At 44.8% G+C, this 12,140-nt stretch carries 11 protein-coding genes and 1 pseudogene; 10 read left to right on the forward strand and 2 right to left on the reverse strand.

Features of this window, described 5'->3' with window-relative positions:
* The 8 genes and pseudogenes from NF859_RS07960 to NF859_RS07995 form a co-directional block, all read left to right on the forward strand.
* Positions 1 to 274 (forward strand): annotated as a pseudogene (locus NF859_RS07960) (IS6 family transposase); the annotation flags it as partial.
* 64 nt (positions 275 to 338) lie between these two features.
* On the forward strand, positions 339 to 1,424 hold the full coding sequence (locus tag NF859_RS07965; protein ID WP_252743773.1) for a nucleotidyltransferase family protein: 1,086 nt from the start codon (positions 339 to 341) through the stop codon (positions 1,422 to 1,424).
* A gap of 10 nt (positions 1,425 to 1,434) precedes the next feature.
* Complete coding sequence (locus tag NF859_RS07970) at positions 1,435 to 2,142, forward strand: phosphohexomutase domain-containing protein (RefSeq protein ID WP_252743774.1); 708 nt, start codon at positions 1,435 to 1,437, stop codon at positions 2,140 to 2,142.
* 83 nt (positions 2,143 to 2,225) lie between these two features.
* Positions 2,226 to 2,855 carry a dTMP kinase gene (gene tmk, locus NF859_RS07975; protein ID WP_004068218.1) on the forward strand — a complete coding sequence of 210 codons (630 nt, stop codon included), beginning with the start codon at positions 2,226 to 2,228 and terminating at the stop codon, positions 2,853 to 2,855.
* 308 nt (positions 2,856 to 3,163) lie between these two features.
* Positions 3,164 to 4,531 (forward strand): acetate--CoA ligase alpha subunit, encoded by a 1,368-nt coding sequence (gene acs, locus NF859_RS07980; protein WP_252743870.1) that lies wholly within the window; start codon positions 3,164 to 3,166, stop codon positions 4,529 to 4,531.
* 10 nt (positions 4,532 to 4,541) lie between these two features.
* Complete coding sequence (gene iorA, locus NF859_RS07985) at positions 4,542 to 6,482, forward strand: indolepyruvate ferredoxin oxidoreductase subunit alpha (RefSeq protein ID WP_252743775.1); 1,941 nt, start codon at positions 4,542 to 4,544, stop codon at positions 6,480 to 6,482.
* A complete protein-coding gene (locus NF859_RS07990) occupies positions 6,479 to 7,087 on the forward strand; it encodes an indolepyruvate oxidoreductase subunit beta (protein WP_252743776.1) in 609 nt (202 codons plus the stop codon). The genes iorA and NF859_RS07990 overlap by 4 nt, the downstream gene beginning before the upstream one ends.
* A 126-nt stretch (positions 7,088 to 7,213) precedes the next feature.
* A complete protein-coding gene (locus NF859_RS07995; protein ID WP_252743777.1) occupies positions 7,214 to 8,521 on the forward strand; it encodes an RNA-guided endonuclease InsQ/TnpB family protein in 1,308 nt (435 codons plus the stop codon).
* A gap of 33 nt (positions 8,522 to 8,554) precedes the next feature.
* On the opposite strand, the gene NF859_RS08000 is transcribed toward NF859_RS07995, so the two are convergent.
* Together NF859_RS08000 and NF859_RS08005 are read right to left on the reverse strand one after the other, a co-directional pair.
* The gene (locus NF859_RS08000; RefSeq protein ID WP_252743778.1) at positions 8,555 to 9,559 is read right to left on the reverse strand and encodes a histone deacetylase family protein; all 1,005 of its coding nucleotides are present in this window, start codon (positions 9,557 to 9,559) and stop codon (positions 8,555 to 8,557) included.
* 30 nt (positions 9,560 to 9,589) lie between these two features.
* Positions 9,590 to 10,156 (reverse strand): TATA-box-binding protein, encoded by a 567-nt coding sequence (locus NF859_RS08005; protein ID WP_004068222.1) that lies wholly within the window; start codon positions 10,154 to 10,156, stop codon positions 9,590 to 9,592.
* A gap of 148 nt (positions 10,157 to 10,304) precedes the next feature.
* On the opposite strand from NF859_RS08005, the gene NF859_RS08010 reads away from it, so the two are divergent.
* On the forward strand, positions 10,305 to 11,303 hold the full coding sequence (locus tag NF859_RS08010) for a M42 family metallopeptidase (RefSeq protein ID WP_252743871.1): 999 nt from the start codon (positions 10,305 to 10,307) through the stop codon (positions 11,301 to 11,303).
* Positions 11,304 to 11,316: 13 nt separating this feature from the next.
* On the forward strand, positions 11,317 to 12,081 hold the full coding sequence (locus NF859_RS08015) for a sulfite exporter TauE/SafE family protein (RefSeq protein ID WP_004067769.1): 765 nt from the start codon (positions 11,317 to 11,319) through the stop codon (positions 12,079 to 12,081).
* Positions 12,082 to 12,140: the final 59 nt, after the last annotated feature.

Consider the following 12,140-nt stretch of genomic DNA (forward strand, 5'->3'; position numbering starts at 1 on the left):
GAGCTGGTATAAGTCTGCTTTTAAGAGTCTGGGGTTGGGTTATCTGCATGTGACTTTCGGGCCGAGGAACAGTGTTGAGCGCTGGTTTAGGACGTTGAAGGAGCGGACGAAGCGTTTTTGGAATAATTTCAGGAGTGAGGACTGGAGGAGGGTTCATAGGTTTGTTTTTCTGTTTGCCTTCTGGTATAATTTTGTCAGAATTCATTCTAGGTTTGGTGGTCCGCCTGGTGATTTTGCTGAATGGCTTCAGGAGGTAATGCCCCAGTTATCCTAACAGTATCAAAACCACCATAAATTATATTAACTGGGAAATCCCTAAACTTTATGGTGGCAGTTACATGCAAGCAGTTATTCTAGCGGGCGGAAAAGGCACAAGATTGCTTCCTCTAACCGTCTACCGCCCCAAACCAATGATTCCATTTTTCAACAAACCCATGATGGAGTACATAGTCAACGCCCTAGTAAACGCTGGAGTGGAAGAGATATTCGTACTCGTTGGATACCTAAAAGAGAGAATCATGGAGTATTTTGGAGACGGAAGTGATTTTGGGGTTGAGATTCACTATTCAAATGGAGAAAACATAAAGCTTGGAACCGCAGGAGCAACAAAAAAGGTTGTGGACAAAATAGAGGACACGTTTATAGTCGCTTCAAGTGATGTTCTCACCAATTTAGACATTAGAGCTCTCTATGAGTACCACAAGAAAAAGAAAGCTCTCGCAACAATAGCCCTCTCGCAGGTTGAAGATCCAACCCAGTATGGGATAGCGATTGTAGATTCAGAGAACAGAATAATAAGGTTCAAGGAAAAACCAAAGCCGGAAGAGGCATTCAGCAACCTTGTAAATGCAGGCATCTACGTCTTCGAGCCAGAGGCATTCGATCTAGTACCCAAGGGGGAAAACTTTGATTTCTCACTCAATCTGTTTCCCAAAATGCTCGAAGAGAAGCTGCCTCTCTACGGTTTTCCGTTTAAAGAATACTGGAACGACGTGGGAAGGCCATCAAGCTACCTTCAAGCAACTGAGGACGTGTTCTTGGGGAGACTGAGACTCCCACAATTAAGAACGGAATCCCTAAAAGGGAACCTAGAATACGGGGGCTCCCTTTACAGCGGGAGGAGATGTCAAATCAGAAACCCAAGCATAAGGGGATTTGCCGTACTGGGAGATAACGTTAAAATAGGCAGAAACGTTAAAATAGAACGGTCGGTAATATTCTCCAATGTGACTATCGAGGAAGGAGCAGAGATCTACGAAGCGATAATTGGAGAGAACGTTTACATTGGAAAGGGTGTAATTATTGAAAGCGGTAGCGTTATCGGAGATAACTCCGTGATTGAGGACTTCACAAAAATTGGTGCAAATGTAAAAATCTGGACTGAGTCAAGAATTGGAAAAGAAAGTATAATACTTCCTGATTGAGGTGATTATGATGGAGATTTATAGATCCGAGGAATTCAACCCAGAAGAGCTCGCTCTGCTTGGTAGAGCAATAGGAACCGTAGGACAGGGAACTATAGTGGTAGGACGAGACGGAAGGGCAATTTCAAGGTATGGAAAGAGGGCACTCGTAGTGGGAATCGTAAGCACCGGGGCAGCAACTATGGATGTTAGACTTATTCCGCTAATAGCACTCAAAGATTTTGCCCATAAGAGGGGCCTACCCCTAGTATATGTTTACTATCACAATGGGGTAAGGGTAGAGATTAGTGGCTTTGACCCCGATGAAATAAAGGCCATACTGGAGAGTAAGAAGTTTATAGAGGCACATCCCAACGATATAGGAGCGACTGTTTATTACCCCAACGCCCTAGATGACTTTCTGCAGGATATTTTCAGGCACTATAACTTCAAGATAGAGGGAAGCGCATTGGTGGATTGCATGAATACTCCAGCAGTGCTTTTCTTCCCCAGATTAAATGAACACTTTGGGTTTGAAGTGGAACTTCTCAACGATATGATGACCAGCTACTTGCCTCCAAAACCTAAAGAGGTTTACCTTCAAAAGCTCAAAAAAGGAGAGTACACCTTCGGACTTCGCTTTAAGCCAAATGGATATGTAGAATTCCACAAAGGAGAAGAAGAAAAAGAGTTTGGTAGCATGTGGAAGCTCTTAGATTATATGAAGAAGACCCTCTGAATTCAACTCTAAGAAGAAATACAAAAGGCAAAAAGCATTAAAAAGAAAAGGATCAGGTAAGTTGCAACTCTGGAGGTGTATTTATGGGCATGTTCATCGTCTTAGAAGGAATCGACGGGGCAGGAAAGTCAACTCAAGCTAAAATGCTTGCGAAGTGGTTTGAAAATAAGGGATACGAAGTCGTTCTCACCAAAGAACCTACAGACACTGCTTTTGGAAAGCTAATAAGGAGACTCGTACTGACGGGAGGAAAAGAGGGAATAATCGATGGTGCACGGATAAGCAAAGAAGCAGAGGCACTACTTTTTGCTGCAGATAGAGCCGAGCACGTTAAAAAACTCATAGAGCCTTCTCTGAAAGCCGGAAAGGTGGTTATATCCGATAGGTATTTCTACTCATCCCTAGCTTACCAGTGGGCTAGGGGGCTTGATCTGGAGTGGCTTATCAACTTGAATGCCTTTGCCCCAAGGGCTGACCTCGTAATCCTTCTCGACTTGCCAGTTAAGGAGAGCATAAAACGCATAAACGGTAGGAGCATCAGGTCAGAGTTTGATAAGATCGTGGAGCTCCAGAAAAAGGTGAGGGAAAACTACCTAAAGCTTGCCGAGAAGTTTGAGGAGATAAGGATTATAAACGCCCTAGCCCCTGTTGAGGATATTCACAACGACATAGTGGCTCTGGTTGAGCATGAACTCCTTGAAAAAAGAGAGTAGAGGTCAGACAGTGCCGATCTCATCATCTATCAGACCGGTAAACGCACATCATCCCAAACCTTTTAACTCCCTATTCTTTAAAAAGTGTTAGCCGATGACGAGCGTTAGCCACCCTGATGAGTGATGACAAGAGGGTTAGCTGAGGCTTTGCCTTGTGAGGACATATTACTCCGAGTGATGATGCATCCGTGTCGTTTTATGCTCATCAAAGACTAATTTGTGCTTTTTTATGGTCAAGATTGCCTAACTGCGCTTTCTCGGAAAGCTTATATAGACTTTTACCGATATGAAACTCGGTGATTGTAAAAATGCTTGATTATTTCTTCACCCCAAGGAGCGTTGCGGTGTTGGGGGCATCTAATGACCCTCTGAAACTCGGTTATGAGGTCTTCAAAAACCTTAAAGAGTACAAAGGGAAAGTTTATCCAGTAAATATAAAAGACGAAGTCGTTCAAGGGATTAAAGCATACAAGAACGTCAAGGACATTCCAGATGATGTTGACCTAGCTGTCATAGTTGTACCCAAAAGATTTGTCAAGCAATCACTCATCGATTGCGGAGAAAAAGGCGTGAAAGGTGTCATAATAATAACAGCAGGATTCGGCGAAATGGGTGAAGAAGGAAAGAAAGAAGAGAGAGAACTCGTTGAAATAGCCCATAAATATGGAATGAGAATCATAGGGCCTAACTGTGTAGGAGTAATGGACACTCACAGCAATCTCAATGCAACATTTATCATGAATGCCAAGAAAGGCAGCGTTGCTTTCGTATCCCAAAGCGGAGCCTTAGGAGCTGGAATAGTTTACAAGACTATCAAAGAGGACATCGGCTTTTCCAAGTTCATAAGCGTCGGGAATATGAGTGACGTGGACTTTGCAGACCTTATGGAGTATTTGGCTGAGGATGAAAACAGCAAAGCTATCGCCCTTTATATAGAGGGTATAAAAGACGGAAGGAGATTCATGGAAGTTGCGAAAAGAGTCAGCAAGAAGAAGCCAATAATAGCCCTAAAAGCCGGAAAGAGCGAAAGTGGTGCAAGGGCTGCCTCATCCCATACGGGTTCTTTGGCCGGAAGTTACGCTATTTATGAAGCTGCATTCAAGCAAAGCGGAATTTTAGTTGCAAACACTATAGACGAAATGTTAAGCATGGCAAGGGCTTTCACCCAACCACTGCCAAAAGGAAAGAGAGTCGCAATAATGACCAACGCAGGTGGTCCAGGGGTTTTAACGGCAGATGAAATAGACAAGAGAGGATTAAAGTTAGCCAACTTGGAAGAGGAGACAATGCAAAAGCTCCGCTCATTCTTGCCTCCAATGGCGGCAGTTAAAAACCCAGTTGACATGATAGCCTCAGCCAGGGGAGAAGAGTACTACAAGACAGCAAAGCTCCTTTTAGAGGATGAAAACGTTGATATGCTCATCGCTATTTGTGTTGTGCCAACTTTTGCGGGGATGACTCCAACAGAGCATGCGGAAGGAGTCATAAGGGCGGTAAAAGAGGTTAACAATGGAAAACCGGTTTTGGCATTGTTCATGGCTGGATACGTTAGCGAGAAAGCCAAGGAACTTCTTGAAAAGGAAGGAATTCCAACTTATGAACGACCCGAAGACGTTGGGGTAGCTGCTTATGCTCTGGCGGAGTTTGCCAAGTCAAAGGGTGTTGTTAAAGAATGAGGTGGTGTAGATGGCTAAAGTTAGTGATATTGTTTTATGGGACAAACCCGGAGAAAGGGTTTTGCTTTTAGGAAACCAGGCAATAGCTAGGGGAGCACTTGAGGCAAACATAGCGGTTTATGCCGCTTATCCTGGAACTCCAAGCTCTGAGCTCACCGATACAATGGCTGTTGTAAGCAAAAAAGCTGGAGTCTACATGGAGTATTCCACAAACGAAAAGGTAGCTTTTGAGACCGCTTTAGCCGCAGCTTGGAGCGGCCTTAGAGCAATGACCGCAATGAAGCACGTTGGTTTAAACGTCGCTGCCGATACTTTCATGAGTGCTGTTGGAATGGGAGTAGAGGGTGGATTCGTCATAATGGTGGCAGACGACCCAAGCATGTGGTCTTCACAGAATGAACAAGATACTAGGATTTATGCAAAGTTTGCAAATGTTCCAGTCCTTGAGCCAAGCGATCCCCATGAGGCAAAGGAGATGACAAAGTACGCCTTTGAGCTTAGTGAGAAGTTTAAGCACTTTGTGATTTTAAGGACAACGACGAGAACTTCCCACGCAAGAGGAGATGTAGTATTAGGGGAACTGCCAGAGGAAATAAAGCAAGGAAAGAGAAAGTTTGGAAAGTTCAAAAAAGATCCAAACAGGTTTGTCGACGTCCCAGCTAACGCAAGAAAATTCCACCCAATAATCCTTGAGAAGATTGAGAAAATAAGAGAGGAACTCAACAACTGTCCATTCAATTGGATAGAAGGCAGCGAGAACGCCAAGGTTGGTATCATCGCTCCGGGTTTGAGCTACGCCTATGTGAAAGAAGCTCTCGCCTGGCTTGGCGTTGACGATGTGAAGATTCTCAAGCTTGGAACACCGTTCCCTGTTCCCTATGGTTTGTTAGAGAAGTTCTTTGAGGGACTTGAGAAGGTTCTTATCGTAGAGGAGCTCGAGCCGGTTGTTGAGGAGCAGGTAAAAACGTGGGCTTACGACAAAGGGCTTACTATCCCAATCCATGGCAAGGATCTCGTGCCCAGAGTTTACGAGATGACAACAAGGAGGGCAGTAACTGCTATAGCAAAGTTCCTTGGGCTTGAGACGCCAATAAACTTTGAAGAGCTTGACGCAAAGTACGAAAAGGTTAAGCCACTCTTACCCCCAAGACCTCCCTCACTGTGTCCAGCATGTCCACACAGAAACAGCTTCTACGCAATAAAGAAAGCCACAAGGGCCAGGGCAATCTACCCGAGCGATATAGGATGTTATACCCTAGGATTGCTTCCGCCGCTCCAAACGGTTGATACAACGGTTGCAATGGGTGCTTCAATTGGAATTGCCCATGGATTGAGCATAGCCCAAAACGGAAGCCTAAGTGAAGAACAGAGAAACCCCGAAAAGCAGGTAATAGTTGCCACAATTGGTGATTCAACATTCTACCACACTGGATTACCGGCTTTGGCAAACGCAATCTACAACCGCTCAAACGTGCTGATAGTGGTTTTGGATAACCTCGTCACTGCAATGACCGGTGATCAGCCAAATCCAAGCACCGGACAGACCCCGCATGGTATGGGCAAGAGGATACCCATTGAGGATGTTGCAAAAGCCATGGGAGCCGACTTTGTGGCAGTAGTTGATCCATATGACATAAAGACAACCTATGAAACCATAAAGAAAGCCTTAGAGGTTGAAGGAGTTAGCGTTGTGGTATCAAGACAAGTCTGTGCTCTCTACAAAGTGGGACAAATGAGAAGAAGAGGCGAAAAGTGGCCAATCTACCAAGTCAATGAGGAGAAGTGTACAGGATGTAGGGTATGTATCAACGCCTACGGCTGTCCAGCGATTTACTGGGACGAGGAGAAGAGACAGGCAAGAGTTGAGCCAACAATGTGCTGGGGATGTGGAGGTTGTGCTCAAGTATGTCCATTCGGAGCTTTTGAGCCTGTAGAGGAGGGATCACAATGAGGGAGTATAACATAGTCATCACTGGAGTAGGAGGCCAAGGAGTTTTAACTGCCGCAAACATTCTTGGCTGGGCTGCCTTAAGAGCGGGATACAAGGTAAGATTAGGTGAAGTCCACGGAATGAGCCAGAGGTTTGGGTCAGTTATAAGCTATGTGCGCTTTGGCGAAGACGTTTACGGCTCAATGGTGCCAGAGGGAAAAGCAGATGTTATGCTTTCCTTCGAGCCTGTCGAGGCCTTAAGATACGTTAACTACCTCAAAGAGGGTGGAATGGTAGTTGTTAACACAAAGCCAATAGTTCCAGTGCAGGTTTCAATGGGAATGGCAAAGTACCCGAGCTTGGACGAGATAAGGAAAGTCTTCGAAGAGGACTTCAAGGCGAAATGGATTGGCTTTAATGCTGAAGAGCTTGCGGAAAAAGCAGGACACGTTGTTACGACCAACACAGTTCTAATTGGAGCTTTAACACAAATTCCAGAGTTCCCACTCGATGCAGAACACGTTAGAGAGGTCATAAAAATAAGCGTTCCTCCAAAAGCCGTGGAAATGAACATGAAAGCCTTTGACCTTGGAATAAAGGCTGCAAAAGAGATTTTAGGGCTCTAAGCCCTCTTTTTACTTTTTTCTTCCGAAAGCCTCGCCCTTTAGGGCGGGGATGCAGTAATTGAAAATTAGCCTGAAAACAGGAAAGCAAAACTATTTTAAAGCCTAAAAAACATACTACACCTTGTAATGAAGCGGACAATAACAGTAAAACTCCACCCCTCAAAAGAGCAAGAGAAAGCACTCAAAGAGTTAGCTTTTATCAGCTCGAAAATCTGGAATAGAGTAAACTACCTTAGGAGACAGGAATTCTTTGATGGCAAACCAATAGACTTCAACAAAAGCGAGAAAATAGTTTATGAAGAGTTTAAAGCCGAGATAGGCTCGGCAACGGTCCAGCAGATAGCAAGAAAGAACGCTGAAGCTTGGCGTTCATTCTTCTCCCTCTTGAGGAAGAAGAGAAACGGTGAACTCCCCAACTGGCTCAAACCCAGACCACCAGACTACTTGAAAGATAACGGAAACAGGAAACCATTAATAGTCCTTAGAAATGACCAGTACAAGATTGAGGATAACAAGCTAATTCTCAAAGGCCTTGGCAAATTCAAGCGTTTGGAAGTCCAGTTCAAGGGGAGAATACACTTGAAGGGCAAACAAGGACGGTTAGAAATCAAGTATGACCCAATCAAAAGAAAGTGGTATGCCCACGTGAGCTACACGGTGGAAGAAAGGCTTTATGGTCAAGAGTGGGTTGAACTCCCAAGGCAACCCTTGGGCAACCTCTCCGCTGGAATTGACCTTGGTGTAAACAACCTGATGGCTGTTTATGTGGAGAACGGGGAGAGCTTTTTAGTGAACGGTAGGCCACTCAAGAGCATAGCCTTCTACTGGAGGAAGAGGATAGCTGATTATCAGTCAAAACTCAATAAGAGCGGGGCAAAGAGGAGTAGAAAGCTCTCCAGAATACACCAGAAGGCCAAACTTCAGGCGAAACACTACATCAACACGGCAGTAAGGCAAACTATTGAGAGGCTCTACCAGATGGGCGTCTCCAGAATTGTAGTCGGTCATCCCAAGGAAATAACGAGAAACTCCGACAGAGGCAAAAAGCAAAATTTCATTCTCTCTCACGTCTGGCGGTTCAATACAGTGATTAAACGCTTGAGAGAAGTTGCGGAAGAGTATGGTATTCAAGTTTTGGTAGTTAATGAGGCTTTCACTTCGAAAACCTGCCCCGTTTGCGGGAAGCCCCACGAGAGGGCAAGGTTTGTTAGAGGATTATTTAAGTGTCCCGAGACGGGGCTTGTGTTTAATGCGGACTTAGTTGGAGCATTCAACATTTTGAAAAAGGCTGTGAAAACGATAACCCCGAGCCTGCCGGGTTTAACGGGAGGTAGGGGTAATTGGGGGAAGGCCCTCCCAGAGGGGTCGAAGACCCGCTTTAACTTGAGTCTGAATGAGACCCCTCAAACCTTCCCGTCATTGGCGAGGGGTTAAGCCGAACCCTCGCCGTTCACGGCGGAGAGGAGGTCAGTTAATTTCCCACCACTTACCATATATTTTCTTCGCAGCCTCAACAACCTTTACGGCTTTATGGCTTGGATGGACTTCCTCTATGGGAGCTTCTCTAGAAAGATACCCACTAACAAATGCCGGAAGACCCTTTCTTAATCCCACGCTGTATCCTCCTTCTAAAACAACAGCCAAGCTAAACTTTGAAAGGGAAGCTCCGGCAAAGTGATAAAACCTCTCAGTTAACTCCATTGTCGCAAGACCATCGTTTCTAAAGGCATCGAAGCCCGCTGAAATTACCACAACTTTTGGCTCAATGTTTTCAAGAATGGGAATCACTATTTCTCTCCACGCAAAGATGTAGTCGTCATCTTTGGAATAATGCGGCATTGGAATGTTTACTTTGCTCCCCTCTGCCCCTTTTCCCCCGATATCGTAAATCTCTCCGCTTCCCGGATAAATGCCCTCCTCGTGGATATCTATGTGCACGACGTTTTTATCTTCCCAGAAAATCTCCTGGGTGCCGTTGCCATAATGAACGTCAAAGTCTATCACAACTGCATCTCCAAGAGCATCTTTAATCTCAAGGGCGGCTCCAGCGGAGTTGTTAAAGATGCAGAAGCCGAGAGTTGGTGCGTTGAATGCTCTACCCCTCCTACCAGCGTGATGACCTGGTGGCCTAACAAGGGCAAGATAAATGTCTCTCCTTTTGAGAGCAAGCCTCGCCGTCTCAACAGCTGCTCCAAAAGCCTTAAGAGCAGCTTCCCAAGTGGCTGGGGATACATAGGTGTCGGGGTCAATAAAGGAGAAGCCCGTTTTTGAGAGCTCTCTTATCCTTTCAACGTATTCCTCCGAGTGAACTCTTAAAAGCTCCTCTACTTCTGCCTCTGGAGGGTCCCTTACGTTCCTCCACAAACCAGATTCCCTAAGACCCACTATAGCAAGCTCAAGCCTTTCTGGATTTTCAGGGTGATATCTTAGAGGTTTATGCTCTTTAAAGACCTCGGAATAGAGAATCTCCATGGAAATCCCCTAGAAAAGTTAAAAAGGAGATTAAGCCTCCTCTTCAATGAGGCCGTATTTTTCAAGCTCATGAAGAAGCTTTTTAACAGCTTCCCAGGCATCGTGTTCACTCTTTGCCCCGCTGCACACGATTTTTCCGGAGCTAAAGAGGAGGATAACAGCCTTTGGATCCTTAACACGATAGATAACACCGGGGAACTGCTCAGGTTCATACTCACAATTTGGCAACACAAGAGCGACAGCATCGAGATTAAACTCCATCTTAAGATCGCCGCTAAACACCATATTTTGGATATCTATCTCCGGCGCTCTGGTGAACTTAGTCCCGATCTTTGAGAGCATTTCAACAAGCTTTGAAACTGCTGCCTGAATGTCTTCAACGCTCTTTGCCCCAGTTACCACGAGTTTACCCGAGCTAAACACAAGGAGGGCAACTTTTGGCTCATCGAAGCGGCATATTATCCCTGGGAACTCCTCCGGGTTATACTTTGAGTGCGGGCAGATTTCTATCACTTTTTCGAGATCAAGAGAAGCAAAAAGATCCACAGAGGCTACTATGTTTTCTATCCTAAGTTCAACATTGCTCATATCAACCAAGGCTTACACCTCCACTGGGTTTAAAAACCCTTTATAAATAATCCCCTAGGGGTTTTTAAAGTTTAGTGAGGGGCTCGTTAAAATGCAAATCTTAACGCTATTAAAAAACTTTAAGTAGTTTACCTCCATTTATTTTTTGGTGAAGAAAATGATCGTGGAAGAGCTTAAAGAGATAACTCAACTTCCCGGCATTTCGGGATATGAGGGCAGGATAAGGGAGAAGGTTATCGAATGGATAAAGGATTTCGCTGACTACAAGGTTGATACAATTGGAAACCTTATCGTGGAGCTTGGAGAAGGGAAAGAAAAGGCCATTTTTATGGCACACATGGACGAAATTGGACTCCTGATAACAGGAATAACCAATGATGGAAAGCTAAAGTTTAGGAAAATTGGGGGAATAGATGATAGGCTTCTTTTGGGAAGGCATGTAAGGGTAATAACCGAGAAGGGGGAGCTGGACGGAGTTATAGGTGTAACACCAGTTCACCTCAACCTTGAAAGGAAGTTCGACACCATTCCTTGGCACAGTCTCGAAATAGACATTGGAGCGGAATCAAAGGAAGAAGCCGAAGAAATGGGAGTAAAGGTTTTGGACTTTGCAGTATTTAAAAAGCACTTCAGCATCTTAAACAACAAATACATCGCTACACGTTCCTTAGACGACAGGTTTGGTGTTATTGCTTTGATTGAAGCCATAAAAGACCTTGTTGATCATGATCTGGATGGAAAATACATCTTTGCCTTTACGGTTCAAGAAGAGATAGGGCTTAAGGGAGCCAAGTTTTTGGCAAACAAATATTCACCAAAGTACGCCATAGCTGTAGATTCGTTTGCATGCTGCTCTTTCCTTACTGGAGACGTGAGGCTCGGAAAAGGTGCTGTAATAAGGGCTGTTGACAATTCAGCAATCTACACCCCATCTCTGGCAAGGAGAGCCCTTGAAATAGCAAAAAAGAACAACATTCCAATACAGATCGGAGTTACCGGGGGAGGAACTGATGCATCGGTTTTTGAAGCCAAAAGCCAGACTTTGGCTCTAAGTGTTCCCATAAAATACCTCCACAGCGAAACGGAAATGCTCCATCTAGATGACCTCAAAGCCCTGATAAAGCTAATAGAAGCACTAGTGTTTGAACTCGAATAACGGAGGTGATTCTTTGCTTAAATATGTTGGGTATTTTGGTGTTGGAGTTTTCATAGGTATATTGGCAGCTCTCTTCGGCTTAGGGGGAGGGTTTTTGATCGTACCAACTCTAAACCTCTTAGGAGTTGAAATCCATCACGCAGTTGGAACCTCAAGTGCTGCCGTTGTTTTCACTTCCCTAAGCTCTGCCATAGCCTATCACAGACAGAGGAGAATACACTACAAAGCAGGTCTCCTCTTGGCAAGCACTGCAGTGATAGGAGCGTACATAGGGGCATGGATGACGAGTTATATAAGTGCAAGCCAGTTAAAGGTCATTTTTGGTGTAGTCCTATTCCTTGTGGCAATAAGGCTTTACCGCAAAAAGAGCAAAGAGCCACATGAAGTAGATTTGAGCCAGATAAAGCTGGATTATAAAATTGTGCCTATTGGAGGATTCATAGCAGGAATAGCAAGCGGGCTGCTTGGTATAGGCGGCGGAGCAATAAACGTTCCTTTCCTAACTTACATGGGACTGCCGATACACTATGCCGTGGCAACTTCAAGCTTTGCCATAGTATTTACCGCCACAAGCGGGGCTTTTAAACACTATATGCTCGGGAACGTTGAAGTTGAGTGGCTAATACTACTTGTACCGGGGTTGATAGTTGGGGCTCAGTTAGGGGCAAAGATAGCGAAAAGAACCAAGGCAAGCAACCTAACAAAAGCTTTCGCTGTTGTGATGGCATTCCTAGCCCTCAGAATGATTCTCAAAGGACTTGGCTACCCAGTTCCTTGAGTTTTTGTTATTAACTTTTTTAGGGAAAAAGAGATTTAAAGTGATTTTGCGAACTTTTT

The sequence above is a fragment of the Thermococcus alcaliphilus genome (assembly GCF_024054535.1).
Lineage (GTDB): Archaea > Methanobacteriota_B > Thermococci > Thermococcales > Thermococcaceae > Thermococcus_A > Thermococcus_A alcaliphilus.

Excerpts from the sequence above, each read along its gene's own strand:
- iorA (WP_252743775.1), top strand. The coding sequence starts at position 4,542 with ATGGCTAAAGTTAGTGATATTGTTTTATGGGACAAACCCGGAGAAAGG.
- acs (WP_252743870.1), top strand. The coding sequence starts at position 3,164 with ATGCTTGATTATTTCTTCACCCCAAGGAGCGTTGCGGTGTTGGGGGCA.
- NF859_RS08000 (WP_252743778.1), bottom strand. The coding sequence starts at position 9,559 with ATGGAGATTCTCTATTCCGAGGTCTTTAAAGAGCATAAACCTCTAAGA.
- NF859_RS07965 (WP_252743773.1), top strand. The coding sequence starts at position 339 with ATGCAAGCAGTTATTCTAGCGGGCGGAAAAGGCACAAGATTGCTTCCT.
- NF859_RS07970 (WP_252743774.1), top strand. The coding sequence starts at position 1,435 with ATGGAGATTTATAGATCCGAGGAATTCAACCCAGAAGAGCTCGCTCTG.
- tmk (WP_004068218.1), top strand. The coding sequence starts at position 2,226 with ATGGGCATGTTCATCGTCTTAGAAGGAATCGACGGGGCAGGAAAGTCA.
- NF859_RS07990 (WP_252743776.1), top strand. The coding sequence starts at position 6,479 with ATGAGGGAGTATAACATAGTCATCACTGGAGTAGGAGGCCAAGGAGTT.
- NF859_RS07995 (WP_252743777.1), top strand. The coding sequence starts at position 7,214 with ATGAAGCGGACAATAACAGTAAAACTCCACCCCTCAAAAGAGCAAGAG.
- NF859_RS08010 (WP_252743871.1), top strand. The coding sequence starts at position 10,305 with ATGATCGTGGAAGAGCTTAAAGAGATAACTCAACTTCCCGGCATTTCG.